The sequence below is a fragment of the Enterobacter sp. Cy-643 genome, from assembly GCF_011752815.1.
Lineage (GTDB): Bacteria > Pseudomonadota > Gammaproteobacteria > Enterobacterales > Enterobacteriaceae > Cedecea.
The window spans coordinates 1-17896 of record NZ_VWWV01000004.1 but is presented as its reverse complement, the minus strand read 5'-3'; the positions used below and the strand labels follow the sequence as shown (position 1 = coordinate 17896).

15 protein-coding genes are annotated in these 17896 nt (G+C 54.2%); 8 read left to right on the top strand and 7 right to left on the bottom strand.

What is annotated here, in order from left to right:
* Positions 1 to 47: 47 nt before the first annotated feature.
* The 3 genes from mnmG to asnC form a co-directional block, all read right to left on the bottom strand.
* Entirely contained in the window at positions 48 to 1937 is a 1890-nt protein-coding gene (mnmG, locus tag F3J29_RS16100; RefSeq protein WP_166867570.1) for a tRNA uridine-5-carboxymethylaminomethyl(34) synthesis enzyme MnmG, read from the bottom strand.
* Between the two features lie 370 nt (positions 1938 to 2307).
* The gene (mioC, locus tag F3J29_RS16095) at positions 2308 to 2757 is read right to left on the bottom strand and encodes an FMN-binding protein MioC (protein WP_008457762.1); all 450 of its coding nucleotides are present in this window, start codon (positions 2755 to 2757) and stop codon (positions 2308 to 2310) included.
* 89 nt (positions 2758 to 2846) lie between these two features.
* The gene (gene asnC / locus F3J29_RS16090; RefSeq protein ID WP_008457765.1) at positions 2847 to 3305 is read right to left on the bottom strand and encodes a transcriptional regulator AsnC; all 459 of its coding nucleotides are present in this window, start codon (positions 3303 to 3305) and stop codon (positions 2847 to 2849) included.
* A gap of 155 nt (positions 3306 to 3460) precedes the next feature.
* On the opposite strand from asnC, the gene asnA reads away from it, so the two are divergent.
* On the top strand, positions 3461 to 4453 hold the full coding sequence (asnA, locus tag F3J29_RS16085) for an aspartate--ammonia ligase (RefSeq protein WP_166867568.1): 993 nt from the start codon (positions 3461 to 3463) through the stop codon (positions 4451 to 4453).
* Between the two features lie 3 nt (positions 4454 to 4456).
* Here the strand turns inward: asnA and viaA are convergent, their stop codons facing one another.
* On the bottom strand, positions 4457 to 5908 hold the full coding sequence (viaA, locus tag F3J29_RS16080; protein WP_166867566.1) for an ATPase RavA stimulator ViaA: 1452 nt from the start codon (positions 5906 to 5908) through the stop codon (positions 4457 to 4459).
* Positions 5905 to 7398 (bottom strand): ATPase RavA, encoded by a 1494-nt coding sequence (gene ravA / locus F3J29_RS16075; RefSeq protein ID WP_166867564.1) that lies wholly within the window; start codon positions 7396 to 7398, stop codon positions 5905 to 5907. The genes viaA and ravA overlap by 4 nt, the downstream gene beginning before the upstream one ends.
* Before the next feature lie 224 nt (positions 7399 to 7622).
* Between ravA and kup the strand changes: the two genes are divergently transcribed.
* The 7 genes from kup to rbsR all read left to right on the top strand — a co-directional run bounded on the left by kup (position 7623) and on the right by rbsR (position 15521).
* Positions 7623 to 9491 (top strand): low affinity potassium transporter Kup, encoded by a 1869-nt coding sequence (gene kup, locus F3J29_RS16070; protein ID WP_039289105.1) that lies wholly within the window; start codon positions 7623 to 7625, stop codon positions 9489 to 9491.
* Between the two features lie 214 nt (positions 9492 to 9705).
* Positions 9706 to 10125, top strand: coding sequence for a D-ribose pyranase (gene rbsD, locus F3J29_RS16065; RefSeq protein ID WP_166867563.1), 420 nt, complete (start codon positions 9706 to 9708; stop codon positions 10123 to 10125).
* A gap of 10 nt (positions 10126 to 10135) precedes the next feature.
* Complete coding sequence (gene rbsA / locus F3J29_RS16060) at positions 10136 to 11650, top strand: ribose ABC transporter ATP-binding protein RbsA (protein WP_166867561.1); 1515 nt, start codon at positions 10136 to 10138, stop codon at positions 11648 to 11650.
* Positions 11647 to 12612, top strand: a complete 966-nt coding sequence (rbsC, locus tag F3J29_RS16055; RefSeq protein WP_008457775.1) for a ribose ABC transporter permease — start codon at positions 11647 to 11649, stop codon at positions 12610 to 12612. Before rbsA ends, rbsC begins: the two co-directional genes overlap by 4 nt.
* A 27-nt stretch (positions 12613 to 12639) precedes the next feature.
* Positions 12640 to 13527, top strand: a complete 888-nt coding sequence (gene rbsB / locus F3J29_RS16050) for a ribose ABC transporter substrate-binding protein RbsB (protein ID WP_039299035.1) — start codon at positions 12640 to 12642, stop codon at positions 13525 to 13527.
* A 68-nt stretch (positions 13528 to 13595) separates the two neighbouring features.
* Positions 13596 to 14525, top strand: coding sequence for a ribokinase (gene rbsK / locus F3J29_RS16045; protein WP_166867559.1), 930 nt, complete (start codon positions 13596 to 13598; stop codon positions 14523 to 14525).
* A gap of 3 nt (positions 14526 to 14528) precedes the next feature.
* Positions 14529 to 15521: a ribose operon transcriptional repressor RbsR gene (gene rbsR, locus F3J29_RS16040; RefSeq protein ID WP_166867557.1), complete on the top strand. Its 993-nt coding sequence runs from the start codon at positions 14529 to 14531 to the stop codon at positions 15519 to 15521.
* Here rbsR and mdtD read toward each other — a convergent pair.
* Complete coding sequence (gene mdtD, locus F3J29_RS16035; RefSeq protein ID WP_205246821.1) at positions 15518 to 16912, bottom strand: multidrug transporter subunit MdtD; 1395 nt, start codon at positions 16910 to 16912, stop codon at positions 15518 to 15520. The genes rbsR and mdtD overlap by 4 nt on opposite strands.
* A 30-nt stretch (positions 16913 to 16942) precedes the next feature.
* Complete coding sequence (locus F3J29_RS16030; RefSeq protein WP_166867555.1) at positions 16943 to 17641, bottom strand: FadR/GntR family transcriptional regulator; 699 nt, start codon at positions 17639 to 17641, stop codon at positions 16943 to 16945.
* Between the last annotated feature and the right edge of the window lie 255 nt (positions 17642 to 17896).

The following is a 17896-nucleotide window of genomic DNA, read 5'->3' as shown; positions in this document are numbered from 1 at the left end:
CCATCAAAAAAAGAGGCCAGGTTTGCCAGGCCTGTTGTCGTCTGTTTTTAAGCACTGCGTCGCAGCAGCCCTTGTTTCTTAAGCCAGACAAGCAAAATAGAGATTGCCGCCGGGGTGATCCCCGAAATACGGGATGCCTGGCCAATTGAAACGGGTTTGTGATCGTTAAGCTTCGCGATCACCTCGTTAGACAGCCCACTCACTTGACTATAGTCAAGCGTAGCTGGCAGCACCGTATTTTCATTACGCTGCTGCTTTTCAATCTCGTCCTGCTGCCGCGCGATGTAGCCTTCGTATTTAACCTGGATCTCAACCTGCTCGGCAGCCTGAGGATCTTCCAGACCGGGCGCAAAAGTCGACAACTGCGTCATCGCAGCGTAGGTCATTTCAGGGCGACGCAGCAGATCTTCGCCGTTAGCTTCTTTGGAAAGCGGGGCACTGAGCTGCGCGTTCACCTCTGCGACCTGCTCAGCGTTCGGGTGCAGCCAGATATCTTTCAGGCGCTGGCGCTCACGTTCGATCATTTCAAGCTTATCGTTGAAACGAGCCCAGCGAGCATCATCCACCAGACCCAGCTCACGGCCTGCTTCGGTGAGACGCAGATCGGCGTTATCTTCACGCAGCATCAGGCGATATTCAGCCCGAGAAGTAAACATGCGGTACGGTTCTTTGGTCCCCAAAGTGCACAGGTCATCGACCAGTACGCCAAGGTAAGCCTGATCGCGACGCGGTGCCCAGCCCTCTTTCTCAGCAGAGAAACGGGCAGCGTTAAGACCGGCAAGCAGGCCCTGAGCAGCGGCTTCTTCGTACCCGGTGGTACCGTTGATCTGTCCCGCAAAGAACAGCCCCTGAATAAATTTGCTTTCCAGGGTTGGCTTCAGATCGCGCGGATCGAAGAAGTCATACTCAATCGCGTAGCCTGGACGAACGATCTTCGCGTTTTCCATCCCCTTCATCGAACGAACGATTTGCATTTGAACGTCAAACGGCAGGCTGGTGGAGATCCCGTTCGGGTAAATCTCGTTGCTGGTCAGCCCTTCTGGCTCGAGGAAAATTTGGTGCGCGTTGCGATCGGCAAAACGCATGACTTTGTCTTCGATAGACGGACAGTAGCGAGGGCCGATACCTTCGATAATCCCCGCATACATTGGGCTGCGGTCGAGGTTATTGCGGATCACCTCATGGGTTTGTTCGTTGGTATGCGTGATGTAGCAAGGTACCTGCTCCGGATGCTGGTTCACATTCCCCATGAAGGAGAAAACCGGCATTGGGTTATCCCCGTGCTGCGGAGCAAGTACGCTGAAATCAATAGTGCGGGCGTCAATGCGCGGAGGTGTCCCCGTTTTCAGACGGCTGACGCGCAGCGGCAGTTCACGTAAGCGGCGTGAGAGCGGGATCGACGGAGGATCCCCTGCACGGCCACCGCTGTAGTTGTCCAGCCCGATATGGATCTTACCATCCAGGAAGGTCCCTACGGTCAGCACCACCGCTTTGGCGCGGAATTTGAGCCCCATTTGGGTAACCGCCCCGACGACACGATCGTTCTCAACGATAAGATCTTCCACCGCCTGCTGGAAAATCATCAGGTTGGGCTGGTTCTCCAGCGCAGTGCGAACGGCCTGCCGGTAAAGCACGCGGTCCGCCTGAGCACGAGTGGCTCGGACTGCCGGGCCTTTGCTGGCGTTTAGTATTCTAAACTGAATACCCGCATGATCGATCGCGGTAGCCATCAGGCCACCGAGGGCATCCACTTCCTTAACCAAATGTCCCTTGCCAATACCGCCGATAGCCGGGTTACAGGACATCTGTCCCAGCGTGTCGATATTGTGTGTCAGAAGCAGGGTCTGCTGACCCATACGAGCTGCGGCCATTGCCGCCTCTGTGCCTGCATGACCCCCGCCGATGATAATGACGTCAAAAGGATCTGGATAAAACATGGTAACTGCCTCGGTTTCGCGAATGAGGGTTTGTGACTTCCCGGGCTGGGGATTCTACTCAACTTTAGTCTTTCGAGAAAGCGTCGGGATCTTCGGTAATTAAAAGAAGATCTTTTTTATTTAAAGATCTCTTTATTGTGATCTCTTATTAGGATCGACCACCTCTGTGGATAAGCCATTTATCCATTTTAGGATCAACAACCTGGAAAGGATCGTTTGCTGTGTACTACCGGTGATCCCGGACCGTATAAGCTGGGATCAGAATTGAGGTTTATGCACAACTCAAAAAGTGAACAACAGTTGTTATTTGGATAACTACGGGTTAATCCAAGCTTTTAACCAGAGTTATCCACATCTGATCGCGCAATATTTACACTTCAGGGAGTAAATTAATCCAGGAACCTACCCAAATTTCGGCTGGATCCTCAGGAATGTCGTGATCGAGGATGTTTATTTTGAGCAAAGATCCTATGCGGGTCGCACCACATTCGGTCAGCAGCAGATCGATCTTCTCTATAGCACCGCAAAATGTGTCGTATTCGCGGCTGCCGATCCCGATCGCGCCATAGCTTACGTCGCTCAGATCCGGACGCTGTTCATTTATAGCGTCATAGAAAGGCTGCAGGTTGTCCGGCAGATCGCCAGCACCATGCGTGGAAGAGACCACCAGCCAGATACCGCTGGCTTTCAGATCCTCTAAAAGAGGGCCGTGCAGCATTTCAGTGCCATGTCCCGCTTCTTCAAGCTTCTCTGCCAGGTGTTCTGCTACGTATTCGGCACTACCCAGCGTACTGCCGCTAATCAGAGTGATATCAGCCATTGTGTCCCGCCTTTTCAAATCGTCGCGTATTGTACGCTGTGAAAGAGCGGGGATCTACCTGTGGATAATATGGGTATTAAAATTAACGATCAGGGCCGGATAGTACGCATGATCGGGTTCTGCAGCGAGATCAGCGTTTCAGTGGATTGAATTTCATCGATTGTTTGGATCTTGTTGATAAGTACCTGCTGAAGGGCATCAATGGAGCGGCACATTACCTTTATAAAGATGCTGTAGTGGCCAGTGGTGTAATAAGCCTCGGTCACCTCATCCAGGTTCTCCAGCTTGGTGAGGGCGGAAGGATAGTCTTTGGCGCTTTTCAGAATAATGCCGATAAAGCAGCAGACATCGTAGCCGAGCTGCTTCGGGCTGATGTCGATGCGCGCGCCGGTAATTATTCCCGCCTGCTTCATTTTTTCGACGCGAACGTGAATGGTACCCGGGCTGACGCCAAACTGTTTGGCCAGTTCTGCATATGCGGTGCGGGCATTTGCCATTAATGCTTCGAGTATGCCGCGATCGAGATTGTCGATCTGATAATTATCCATCGTTTTTTCCTATGATAAATGCCGATTTTCCATTTTTTATAGCCTTAAATTCGTCGATTAAAAAGAGGCTGGCCTTTTTTATTGTTGATTATTGAATACGGTGACGTTTTTGTTGCTTAATCGATGACAGAAACACCACAACAAAGAGAAAAGCCATGAAAACCGCCTGGATTGCTAAACAACGTCAGATCAGTTTTGTGAAAACCCATTTTTCCCGTCAGCTGGAAGAGAAGCTGGGCCTGATAGAAGTACAGGCCCCGATCCTCAGCCGCGTGGGGGATGGCACACAGGACAACCTTTCTGGCAGCGAGAAAGCAGTGCAGGTCAAGGTGAAAACCTTGCCGCAGGCGCAGTTTGAAGTGGTGCATTCGCTGGCCAAATGGAAAAGAAAAACGCTCGGCCAGCACGACTTCAGCGCGGGCGAAGGGCTTTACACGCACATGAAAGCTCTTCGCCCCGATGAAGACCGTTTATCCCCGATTCACTCGGTCTATGTCGATCAGTGGGACTGGGAACGCGTGATGGGTGACGGCGAACGCCACACCGGCACGCTAAAACAAACCGTAGAAAGCATCTGGGCGGCAATTAAGGCTACCGAGGCTGAAGTGAGTGAACGGTTTGGCCTGGCCGCCTTGCTGCCGGAGAAAATCCATTTTGTTCACAGCGAAACGTTATTGCAGCGCTTTCCTGGTCTGGACGCAAAAGGCCGCGAGCGGGCGATCGCTAAAGAGCTGGGTGCGGTTTTCTTAATCGGCATCGGGGGCAAGCTGTCGGACGGGAAGCGTCACGACGTTCGCGCCCCGGATTATGATGACTGGTCAACGGGCGGAGAAGCCGGTTTACCGGGGCTGAACGGCGATATTCTTGTCTGGAACTCGGTGCTGGAAGATGCGCTGGAGCTTTCTTCAATGGGGATCCGCGTGGATGCGGACACCCTGAAGCGCCAGCTGGCGATCACCGGAGACGAAGACAGGCTTCAGCTCGAATGGCATCAGTCGCTGGTGAAAGGTGAAATGCCGCAAACCATTGGCGGTGGTATCGGCCAGTCCCGCCTGACGATGCTGCTGCTTCAGCTGCCGCATATCGGCCAGGTTCAGTGCGGCGTTTGGGCACCAGAAGTACAGGCTAAGGTTAGCGACCTGCTGTAAGTCTTAGCGCCGCCAGCGACGCAGCAGGCGGCTTCTCATCCCGGTGTCAAAGCGCCAGATATGGTCAAAAATGCGCATGATACCGGGCTTTCCATGGCCCGACATGGCGACCGCGTGAAAGCGGTTCTGATACTGTCGCTGCAGCGCCTTCACGCTGCTGACGACATCGTCCGGCAGCCGCTGGGCGATAAAATCTGAGATCACCACCGCATCGGCGTCATGCCAGTCTCCGGTTTGCATTTTTTCCAGGATTGAGCGAAAACAGCTGGCCAGATCCGTCCCACCGCTGAAGTGCTGGCTTAAAAAACGGATCGCCTGATCGATGCCGTCCCGCCCGCTGACCTCATAGCGCACCACTTCGCTGGAAAACAGCATAATGAAACAGCGCCGGTTATCGGCGAGGGCAATACGCATCAGTGCGAGGCAAAAGGCTTTGGCGCATTGCTCGTTGAACCCGCCCATGGAACCGGAAGTGTCCACGCAGACAATAAATGGCCCTCGAGGCTGTTCGTCAAAGTCCTGATGAGCAACCGGACGTTCGATGACTTTTTCACGCCATGCGTCACCGTGCAGACGGTAAGTGAGCAGTTGCTTCTCCACCAGACGGCGGTAGAACTCAAATTCCAGTTCGGTAATCCCCAGGGTTGCCAGCTCTGGCGGCAGCAGGCGCAGGATATCGTCGCTGCGCTGCAGGCCATCAACCTGTTCGGGCACGGTGGCAGGTTCCCGAACCAGCATACGCCAGGGCTCCGTGGGTGAGTCTTTCCGTGGGACGGATTTTGCCTCGCGGGAGCGGCCCAGCTGTTCAGCAAGCTGCATTAGCTCCGGCTGGCCGGTGAGAAACTCGCCGTATTGCACAATCAGCTGGTAGTCCCCGCGTTTGAGCGTGCCGCCGCTCATGTCCCACAGCTTGCCCGCGGCTTTATCGTTTTCGGCAAGTGCAGGGTCAAGTTGCCCGCTAAGTGCCAGACGTTCCTGAATCTCCGCCAGCAGCTTGTCGCGCTCGTCTTCTAACAGCTGTTGATTAAGCGACGTGGCCTGTACAACCAGGCTCAACCGCCAGCGCTGCAGAAACAGCGTATGCTGCGCCGGGGTAAAGTGTGGATTATCGGCCACCAGCGCTTTGGCCTGTTCATAGAACGGCGAGCCGAGCTTATGCAGCAGCTGAATAATTTCCGGCAGCTGGATGATGAGTTGTCCTGTCGTCAGCAGCTGGCTTTGCTGGTAGCAAAGGACTTCCTGTGCCAGCTCATCCGGAACGAGTCCGTCCTTCAGGCGGCCTTTAAGCTGGTCTCGCCAGCGAGGTAAGTCTTCACTAACGGCTTTTTTTAAACGCGGGAATTTTTCGAAAAACACCGCCAGCTGCGGGGCAGCCAGCAGAGTAATAATGATCTCTTCTATCAGTTCACCTTCACCAATAGCCAGGATCATATCCAGCGTTTCAACGCTTATCATTGCCGGGCCTGTTTCAGCTGTGCCGCGACGTCCTGCAGGCTGGCTTCAATTTTTCCCAGCCAGTTGCTTTCAATAAACAGGCATTTTTGCTGATCGTTAAAGCGCTCGTGCTGCTGGTGCAGCGCGGCGTCGAGATCGTCAAACTGCTTTTTGATCTCATCAGGTACGCCCTGCTGCTGGTGGCCCGGCAGCGCCAGCCGCGTGGCCTGAAGGCTGACATCGCGAATGGTCAGGTGCAGGCTGTTGTCCACTTCGAGGTTAAGCAACTGCGCAAAGCCGATACCGTTCAGTTTGCCGCGGATCTCGCCGCCTTTATTAAGCCACTGCGCCAGCGCCTCACGCGCCAGAGTGATATGGATCACTTCGATATCGTGAAGCTTTAGCGGCTTTTGCAGTAAAAGCGTCAGCGTTTCGCCTGTTAACTCATCCGGGAGCTGGTACTGCGGTTTGCGGCTGAACATGCCGGTTTGCTTGAGCACGGTAAAAGCATCGCGATCGCTGCTTTGCTGCTGAAGCTGAAGGCGGCGCTGTACGATGGCGCTGAGTTTGCTCAGAATGGCCTGCTGCTGCCACGCGTGCCCGGTCATCAAAACTTCAATCTGTTGCTGCATCAAATTCATGGTCGCCGTGTCGTGCCACAGACAGTCTTTGAGCAGGATAAGATCGATAGGTGCCACGGTATCGCGGCCGTTAAAGAAGGCGCTGGCCTGCAGCAGACGAATGGCTTTTTTCCAGCGGCGATCGGATACATAAGGCGCCCCAGGCGTCGCCTCAAGCAACTGCCTCAGGGTGAAGATCAGTTCAAAAACGTCGTCCGGCAGCGCGACGCCGCCAATTTGCTGCTGCCAGGCGAAATATTCTTCATCGGTGACCTGTAGGTTTTCGGTGACCGGATTGAAGTTTTCGTCGTGCTGGCTGATGAGCATTGAGCGGAAATTCGCTTTGTCCTGCACTTTGTCGAGCCACAGGCGGATCAGCATACGGTCATACAGCGCTTCCAGGCTGCTGTCCGCTTCGGGTAATTCGTTGGAGGCCGCCACCAGCAGGCGCATGGGGATTTTTTCTTCGCTGGCGCCGTTGCGGAAGCGACGTTCGTTAATGGCGGTCAACAGGGTGTTTAAAATTGCCGGGCCGGCTTTCCAGATCTCATCCAGAAACACGATCTCGGCTTCCGGCAGGTAGCCGGCGGTCAGGCGCTCATAGCGGCCTTCATCTTTCAGCGCCTGAATAGAAAGCGGGCCAAAAACTTCTTCTGGCGTTGAGAAGCGAGTCATTAGATATTCAAAGGCGCGGGCTTCGCGAAAGGCGAATTTAAGGCGGCGGGCGATCAGGCTTTTTGCAATACCTGGCGGGCCAAGTAAAAAGACACTTTCGCCGCTCAGCGCCGCCAGCAAGCAGAGGCGAACGGCGTGCTGACGTTCAAAAAGTCCCTTTTCCAGCGCCTGGCTGAGACGAGAAATTCTTTCGGCCAGCAAATGTGATTGAGCCATAATTAGCTTTGCATCCTTACGCGGTTAACCCTGTGGAGAAACGCGAGTATAGCGTTTATTTTTAGCCAGTTAATGTGCTGATTATGCCGCATGCAGCGTTTGAGCTGGGATAAGTCAAATGCATTTAGGAGTACGATTTACACAATTATCGTGCATACTGTGCGCCGTTTTGTGGGCCAAGGGACTAAGCACACGTTTTCGGGATTCCAACAAAAGATTAGTCTATGAGCGCTGATAATAAACAATCATTGCCGGCAGTTACGCTGGCTGCTATCGGGGTTGTGTACGGTGATATTGGTACCAGCCCGCTTTATACCCTTCGAGAATGCCTGTCCGGGCAGTTTGGGTTTGGCGTTGAACGCGACGCCGTGTTTGGCTTTTTATCGTTAATTTTTTGGCTGTTGGTACTGGTCGTTTCCATCAAATATCTCACCTTCGTGATGCGGGCGGATAACGCCGGAGAAGGCGGGATCTTAACGTTAATGTCGCTTGCCGGGCGTAATACGACGGCGCGAATGACCTCTGTACTGGTAATCATGGGGTTGATTGGCGGTAGCTTCTTCTACGGCGAGGTGGTTATCACGCCGGCGATATCGGTGATGTCGGCCATAGAGGGCCTGGAGATAGCCGCGCCGCAGCTCGATCAGTACATCGTTCCCCTTTCTATTATTGTGCTGACGCTGCTGTTTATGATTCAGAAACACGGTACCGGCATCGTGGGCAAGCTGTTTGCGCCGGTTATGCTGCTGTGGTTTCTGACGCTCGCTGTTCTGGGCGCGCGCAGTATCATCGGCAACCCGGAAGTTCTGCAGGCGCTTAACCCGGCCTGGGCGGTGAATTTCTTCGTGCAGTACAAAGCCGTGTCGTTCGTTGCTCTCGGCGCTGTTGTGCTGGCTATAACCGGGGTTGAAGCGCTATATGCCGATATGGGGCACTTTGGTAAGCTCCCGATTCGTATCGCATGGTTTATCGCGGTTCTGCCTTCATTAGTTCTGAACTATTTTGGCCAGGGCGCCCTGCTATTAAAGAACCCGGAAGCGATTAAAAACCCGTTCTTCCTGCTGGCTCCTGACTGGGCGCTGATCCCGCTCCTGGTTCTGGCAACGCTGGCAACGGTTATCGCATCTCAGGCCGTGATTTCCGGCGTATTCTCGCTGACTCGTCAGGCGGTTCGCCTGGGTTATCTCTCGCCAATGCGTATCATCCATACCTCGGAAATGGAATCCGGGCAGATTTACATTCCAGCGATTAACTGGATTCTGTATATCGCCGTGGTGATCGTCATCGTTAGCTTCGAACATTCAAGTAACCTGGCGGCGGCATACGGGATCGCAGTAACCGGCACAATGGTGCTGACCTCGATTCTTTGCTGTACCGTTGCGCGCAAAAACTGGCACTGGAATAAAATTGCCGTGCTCCTGATGTGCGTGGGTTTCCTGTTTATCGACGTGCCGCTGTTCTCTGCTAACCTCGAGAAAATCGTCTCCGGTGGCTGGCTGCCGCTTACGCTGGGGCTTGTCATGTTTACCATCATGACGACGTGGAAAAGCGAGCGTTTCCGCCTGCTGCGGCGTATGCACGAGCACGGTAACTCGCTGGAAGCGATGATTGCGTCCCTTGAGAAATCGCCGCCGGTTCGTGTGCCGGGTACAGCGGTTTATATGTCCCGCGCGTTGAACGTGATCCCGTTTGCTATGCTGCATAACCTGAAGCACAACAAAGTGCTGCATGAGCGAGTCGTATTGCTGACGCTGCGCACCGAAGACGCCCCCTATGTTCACAACGTTAAGCGCGTTTCTATTGAGCAGCTGTCGCCCACCTTCTGGCGCGTGGTGGCCAGCTACGGCTGGCGTGAAACGCCGAACGTGGAAGAGATTTTCCACCGCTGTGGTCTGGAAGGCCTGAGCTGCCGGATGATGGAAACCTCGTTCTTCATGTCGCATGAGTCGCTGATTATCGGCAAACGCCCCTGGTACCTCCGCCTGCGCGGAAAGCTGTTCCTGGCCCTGCAGCGAAATGCACTGCGCGCGCCTGACCAGTTTGAGATCCCACCGAACAGGGTTATCGAGTTGGGAACCCAGGTCGAGATTTAAGTCAGCCAGTCTTTACTGGCCTGATGCCCTCACCCCGACCCTCTCCCACAAGGAGAGGGCGCAAAGACTAAAAAACGGTACTCAGGTGCCGTTTTGCATTTATTAGCGAAACGTTTCGATGTCGATCACACTTCTTTAACCTAGTGGTTGTTTAACCGCCACCTCTTTTCCTACACTCATTATCAGCGAAACGTTTCGCTAGTGGAGCAGGAAAATGAAGAAAGGTACCGTTCTTAACGCTGATATTTCGGCCGTTATCTCCCGTCTGGGGCACACCGATATGCTGGTGGTTGCCGATGCCGGACTGCCAATTCCGCGTCATACCCAGCGCATTGATTTGGCATTAACTCACGGCGTCCCGGGCTTTATGCAGGTCGTGGATGTGGTAACGCAGGAAATGCAGGTTGAGGCGGCAATCATTGCTTCTGAAATCAAACAACATAATCCCGCGCTTCACGAAACGTTGCTCAGCCATATTGAGCAGCTGCAAAAACACCAGGGAAACACCATAACTATTCGTTACATCAGCCATGAGCAGTTCAAGCAGCACACCGCGGATGCACATGCGGTTATTCGCAGCGGGGAGTGTTCCCCGTATGCGAATATCATTCTCTGTGCCGGCGTAACCTTCTGAGGAGGTCAGCATGGAACCCTTACTGCAACTTAAAGGGATCGATAAATCGTTCCCTGGGGTGAAAGCCCTGTCTGGCGCGGCGCTGAACGTCTATCCGGGTCGTGCTATGGCGCTGGTGGGTGAAAACGGCGCCGGCAAATCCACGATGATGAAAGTCCTGACCGGGATCTATACCAAGGATGCCGGTTCACTGCTGTGGTTGGGAAAAGAAACCGCCTTTAGCGGGCCCAAAGCGTCTCAGGAAGCCGGTATCGGGATTATCCACCAGGAACTCAACCTGATCCCGCAGCTCAGCATTGCGGAGAACATCTTCCTTGGCCGCGAGTTTGTCGGGCATTTTGGCAACATTGACTGGAAGAAGATGTACCGCGAAGCCGACAAGCTGCTGGCGAAGCTGAATTTACGCTACACCAGCGAGCGTCTGGTGGGTGAGCTGTCGATTGGCGATCAGCAAATGGTTGAGATCGCCAAAGTGCTGAGCTTTGAGTCTAAAGTCATCGTTATGGATGAGCCTACCGATGCGCTGACCGACACGGAAACCGAGTCGCTGTTCCGCGTTATCCGTGAACTGAAGGCCCAGGGCTGCGGCATTGTTTATATCTCCCACCGCATGAAAGAAATTTTTGAGGTGTGCGACGATGTTACCGTGCTGCGCGACGGGCAGTTTATTGCCGAGCGTGAAGTCTCCTCGCTTACCGAAGATACCCTGATCGAAATGATGGTTGGCCGCAAGCTGGAAGACCAGTATCCGCATCTGGACAAACAGCCCGGCGATATTCGCCTGCGGGTCGATAACGTCTCCGGCCCCGGCGTGAAGGCGGTTTCTTTCACGCTGCGCAAAGGCGAAATCCTCGGCGTTGCCGGACTGATGGGCGCCGGGCGTACCGAATTGATGAAAGTGCTGTATGGCGCGCTGCCGAGAACCGGCGGCTATGTGGCGCTGGATGGCCGTGAGGTGGTGACTCGCTCTCCGCAGGATGGGCTGGCTAACGGCATCGTTTATATCTCTGAAGACCGCAAGCGTGATGGCCTGGTTCTGGGGATGTCGGTGAAGGAGAACATGTCGCTGACCGCGCTGCGTTATTTCAGCCGCGGGGCGGGCAGCCTGAAGCATAAAGATGAGCAGCAGGCGGTGCAGGACTTTATTCGCCTGTTCAACGTCAAAACGCCATCTATGGAGCAGCCGATTGGCCTGCTGTCCGGTGGTAACCAACAGAAAGTCGCCATTGCGCGCGGGCTGATGACCCGCCCGAAAGTGCTGATCCTCGACGAGCCAACCCGTGGCGTGGACGTTGGGGCGAAAAAAGAAATTTATCAGTTAATTAACCAGTTTAAAGCCGAAGGGTTGAGCATCATCCTTGTGTCGTCCGAGATGCCGGAAGTGCTGGGCATGAGCGACCGTATAATGGTTATCCACGAAGGTCGACTGAGCGGTGAATTCTCCCGTGAAGAGGCCACCCAGGAGGCGCTGATGGCCGCGGCCGTTGGTAAGCTTCATCGAGTGAATCAGGAGTTAGATAAATGAGTACCCAGACCGTGTCCACCCGTCGCTGGTTCACCAAAGCGTGGCTGATGGAGCAAAAATCGCTGATCGCTCTGCTGGTGCTGATTGCGATTGTCTCGGCCCTGAGCCCGAACTTCTTTACCGTGAATAACCTGTTCAACATCCTGCAGCAAACGTCGGTGAACGCCATTATGGCGGTGGGAATGACGCTGGTCATTCTGACATCCGGGATCGACCTGTCCGTCGGTTCTCTTCTGGCGTTGACCGGAGCGGTAGCGGCTTCGATTGTGGGCTTTGAGGTGAATGCACTGGTGGCCGTTGCCGCTGCGCTGGCTCTCGGGGCCGCAATTGGTGCCGTAACGGGCGTGATTGTAGCGAAAGGGCGGGTTCAGGCCTTTATTGCCACCCTGGTGATGATGCTGCTGCTGCGCGGGGTGACGCTGGTTTACACCAACGGCAGCCCGATGAACACCGGCTTCTCGGATAATGCTGACCTGTTTGGCTGGTTCGGTATTGGCCGCCCGCTGGGGATCCCGACGCCGGTCTGGATCATGGCGATTGTTTTCCTGGCCGCATGGTACATGCTGCATCACACTCGCCTGGGGCGTTATATCTATGCCCTCGGCGGCAACGAAGCGGCAACGCGCCTGTCAGGTATTAGCGTCAACAAAGTGAAAATCATCGTCTACTCTCTGTGTGGTCTGCTGGCCTCGCTGGCTGGGATCATCGAAGTAGCACGTCTTTCCTCTGCGCAGCCAACGGCGGGTGCGGGATATGAACTGGATGCTATTGCGGCGGTTGTGCTGGGCGGTACCAGTCTGGCGGGCGGCAAAGGCCGGATTGTCGGCACGCTGATCGGGGCATTGATCCTCGGCTTCCTGAACAACGGTCTGAATTTATTAGGTGTTTCTTCTTATTACCAGATGATCGTCAAAGCGGTGGTAATTTTGCTGGCGGTGCTGGTGGACAATAAAAAGCAGTAAAACCATAACCCTACAGGACATCTGACTATGAACATGAAAAAACTGGCTACCCTGGTTTCCGCTGTCGCCCTGAGCGCCACCGTAAGCGCAAACGCCATGGCAAAAGACACCATCGCGCTGGTAGTGTCTACCCTGAATAACCCGTTCTTCGTGTCGCTAAAAGATGGCGCGCAGAAAGAAGCTGACAAACTGGGCTACAACCTGGTGGTGCTGGATTCACAAAACAACCCGGCAAAAGAGCTGGCCAACGTGCAAGACTTAACGGTTCGCGGCACCAAATTAATGCTGATTAACCCAACGGATTCCGACGCGGTGGGCAATGCCGTTAAGATGGCAAACCAGGCTAAAATCCCGGTGATCACCCTCGACCGTATGGCCAACCAGGGTACCGTGGTGAGCCACATTGCTTCTGATAACGTTGCTGGCGGTAAAATGGCCGGTGATTTCATCGCTAAGAAACTGGGCGACGGCGCGAAAGTTATTGAGCTGCAGGGTATTGCTGGTGCTTCCGCAGCCCGTGAACGCGGCGAAGGTTTCAAACAGGCGGTTGCGGCACATAAATTTGACGTGCTGGCCAGCCAGCCAGCTGACTTCGATCGTACTAAAGGTCTGAACGTTATGCAGAACCTGCTGACTGCACACCCTAACGTCCAGGCTGTGTTTGCTCAGAACGACGAAATGGCATTGGGTGCCCTGCGTGCGCTGCAAACCGCGGGTAAATCTGATGTGCTGGTCGTCGGTTTCGATGGTACGGCTGACGGTGTGAAAGCGGTTGAAGGCGGCAAACTGGGCGCGACAGTGGCTCAGATGGCTGACCAGATCGGCGTTATCGGTGTGGAAACCGCTGATAAAGTGCTCAAAGGCGAGAAAGTGGATGCGAAAATCCCGGTTGATTTAAAACTGATCACCAAATAAGAATTAAAGAAAAGCAGGGCAACGCGCCGCTCAGGCATGAGCGGCGCACTCAAACTGGATATCAAGATATGAAAAGCACAGGCAAACTCGTCGTTCTTGGCAGCATCAATGCTGACCATATCCTCAACCTCGAACATTTCCCAACGCCGGGTGAAACCGTCACCGGGCAGGGGTATCAGGTGGCGTTCGGCGGTAAAGGTGCGAACCAGGCCGTTGCGGCAGGGCGCAGTGGAGCAGACATTGCGTTTATTGCCTGTGTGGGCGATGACGATACCGGTGGCCGCGTTTGTAAGCAGCTTGCCAGCGATAATATTGATACTTCGCCAATCAGTACCATTAAAGATGAAGCGACCGGCGTGGCACTAATTTTTGTCAACGGTGCAGGTGAAAATGTGATCGGCATTCATGCAGGCGCTAACGCGGTATTGACCCCTGTGCTGGTTGAAGCCCAACGGCAAAAAATCGCTGATGCTTCGGCATTATTAATGCAGCTGGAATCCCCGCTTGAAAGCGTGCTGGCGGCGGCGAAAATTGCCCATCAACACCAGACCAAAGTGATTCTAAACCCGGCCCCGGCCTGTGAACTCTCTGATGAGCTTCTTTCTCTGTTAGATATGATCACGCCGAACGAAACGGAAGCAGAAAAACTGACCGGCGTGCGCGTTGAGAACGATGCAGATGCTGCCAAAGCTGCAGAAGTGCTGCACGGTAAGGGAATCGAAACGGTGATTATCACGCTCGGCAGCCGTGGCGTATGGCTAAGTGAAAAAGGTCACGGCAAACGTGTACCAGGCTTTAAGGTTAAAGCCGTCGATACTATCGCCGCCGGCGACACCTTTAACGGTGCGCTGGTGACTGCATTGCTGGAAGATAAGCCGATGGAAGACGCCGTGCGATTTGCTCACGCTGCCGCCGCAATTGCCGTAACGCGAAAAGGTGCTCAGCCGTCCGTGCCGTGGCGCAAGGAAATAGATGAGTTCCTGCAGCAGCAGAGGTAAGCCATGGCTACCATGAAAGACGTCGCCCGCCTGGCGGGCGTTTCTACTTCTACCGTTTCTCACGTCATTAATAACGATCGCTTTGTTAGCGATGCCATTCGCCAGAAGGTTGAGGCTGCGGTAAAAACGCTGAATTATGCGCCTTCTGCGTTGGCTCGCAGCCTCAAGCTGAATCAAACGCATACCATCGGTATGCTGATCACCGCGAGTAGCAACCCCTTTTATTCCGAACTGGTTCGCGGCGTGGAGCGTAGCTGCTTTGAGCGCGGCTACAGCCTGGTGCTGTGCAACACCGAAGGCGATGAACACCGCATGAATCGAAATCTGGAAACGTTGCTGCAAAAGCGCGTCGATGGATTACTGCTGTTGTGTACCGAAACACATCAGCCCTCGCCTGAAATCATCAACCGCTACCCAACTATTCCGACCGTGATGATGGACTGGGCACCGTTTGAAGGACAAAGCGATGTGATTCAGGATAACTCGCTGCTCGGAGGAGAAATGGCCACGCAGCACCTGATCGACAATGGCTATACCCGTATTGCCTGCATCGCCGGGCCGCAGGACAAAACACCGGCCAGACTGCGCCTTGAAGGCTACCGTAAGGCAATGGCGCAGGCCGGGCTAATTATTCATCCAGGATATGAAATTATCGGTGATTTCGAGTTTCAGGGGGGATTTAGCGCCATGAGCGAACTGCTTACCCTGGCGGACAGGCCGGACGCGGTATTCATGGGAAATGACGCCATGGCCGTTGGGGCCTACCATGCTTTGTATCAGGCTGGTCTTAGCATTCCGCAGGATATGGCGGTGATTGGCTACGATGATATTGAACTTGCGCGCTACATGACACCGCCGTTGACGACCATTCATCAGCCTAAAGATGAGCTCGGCGAGCTGGCCGTGGATGTGCTGATTCACCGAATGGGGCAGCCAGACCTGGCGCAGCAACGCTTACTGCTCACGCCAGAGCTGGTGGAGCGAAGCTCCGTTTAAGGCTTGTGACGTTCTTTTATTAAGTTGCGCCCGTCTTTTGGGCGCAACAGCAGAAATACCGCCGAAGAGACTAGCGTTATCGCGCCCATCGTCAGCAGCGTGTAATGGAACTGTTCAATGGTATTGACGCTGTCTATTCCTTCCCATGCACGTAGCACCGCGGCACTAACGGCAACCCCAAGGCTAATTGAGAGCTGTTGAGTCACGGCCAGCACGCTGTTACCGCTGCTGGCGTTCTCATCCGTCAGGTCCGCAAGGGTAATGGTGTTCATGGCCGTAAACTGCGTCGACATTGCCATCCCTAATATAAAGAGGGGTAGGATCAGCAGCCAGACCTCCATGCCCGGTGACTGCAGCGAGAACTGCGCAATCAGCAGACCGATGACCAGAGTGATCCCGACCAGCGTTTTACGATAGCCCAGCCAGCGCAGCACCTGAGTCACCGTCGATTTAGCCAGTAACGAACCCACCGCCGTAGGTGCCATCATGCAGCCAGCCAGCAGTGCCGAGTAACCAAAACCGACCTGCAGCATAAGCGGCATTAAAAAAGGTACGCAGCCGGTGCCGAGCCGAGAGGCTATATTGCCGACTATGCCAACGGAGAAGGTACGCGTTTTAAAGAGAGGAAGGGGGATAAGCGGCGTTGGAACGCGGCGGGCATGCCAGACATAAGCCAGCAGCAATAAAATACCGCCCAGAATGACTAACATCCCTATATAGCTGGCAACGATTCGCTCGCCAAACAGCTCAACCCCGCTGGAGATCAGAACCAGGCCCGCACCAAACAGCAGGAAGCCGCTCATATCAAACCCGCGCTTCGGTGTGGTGAAGTTGGGCATATACTTGCGGGCATACAGCAGACCCAGAATGCCAATCGGGATATTGATTAAAAATATCCAGTGCCAGCTTGCCCAGGTCACCAGAACGCCGCCGAGCAGTGGGCCAATAATGGGGCCGACCAAGCCGGGCATGGTCACAAAGTTGAGTACAGGCAATAGCTCGCTGCGTGGGTAAGCCCGAAGTAATGCCAGACGCGCAACCGGCATCATCATTGCGCCGCCAATTCCCTGAATCACGCGGAAGATAACCAGTTCGGTTAAAGATCCCGACATGGCGCAGGCAAAGGAGCCGAGAGTAAACAGGCTAACGGCTACCATAAATACGCGGCGTGTGCCAAAGCGATCGGCTAGCCAGCCGCTTACCGGGATAAGCATGGCGACGGTTAAGGTGTAGCTAATAATGGCGGCCTGCATGGCCAGCGGGGAGCGATTCAGGCTATGGGCTATTGCCGGTAGCGCGGTGTTAAGGATGGTGGCATCCAGCGCCTGCATAAAGAACGCCATTGCGGCTATCCACGGCAAGCCGGCCATACTGCGTGCTGTTTTCGTCATTATTATCCTGAAGGTTATGTACGCCTTTAACTACCGATGAACGACGGGTTCCTTTAATAGCGCCAGGCAGGCGTTAAAGGCTACCTGGTCCTCTCCCTGAGTAATGGCATCAACAATCGCCTGATGCAAATCGAGCTTAATGACTTGGTTATCGGTAATCGCGGTGAAGTAAGTGTAATAAATCGATCTGAATAAGTTCGCGAAAGATGTCATGAAAGGGTTACCGCTCATTTCATAGATGAGCTCGTGGTAGGCCATATCCACTTCAATCCACCGCTGACGGTCAAAGGCCGTCTGCAGTTCCGTCATTTGCGCCATCAGTTGAGCCAGCCTGGTGCGTTGCTCCTCATTACTATTAATAGCGGCTAATGCGCAGGCCTGCGGTTCCAGGCTATTACGCATAATCAAAAACTCTTCTACTACATGGCTGAAGTTATCTTTGGTCATCCACCAGGCTATCAGTTCCTTATCAAGGAAATTCCAGTGGCTGCGGGGCATAACGCGAGTGCCAATCCTTGGACGAGGCAACAGCATGCCTTTAGCGGCTAGCGTCTTGACGGCTTCACGAACGGCCGTCCGGCTGACGCCAAAGAGATCGCCCAGTTCCATCTCGCCCGGAAGAATGCTGCCTGCCGCATACTCACCCTTAAGAATTCGCTGGGCTATTTTCTCCGCCAGTACATAAGAAAGGTTTTTTTGGGCGGCGAGCTGTTGAGTGGATAAAGACATGACGCAATTCCTTTAGCTGTATTTCTTACCCTAGTATGCCACCGGCGATGATTTTGCGGTGATTTATGCAGCAAATATCCCTGATTTGCTGGCTTTCTGCGCGTCGTTGGTGAAAAAGAATGCGGTCAGAAAGTTTTTTCAAATTAGGGGTTGTCAGGCTCTGAGAACTCCCTATAATGCGCCTCCACTGACACGGTGAAGCGGCTTCGAAAGCGGCTTAACAACCCCGGCGTCAGTCAGACGAAAGCGAAAATA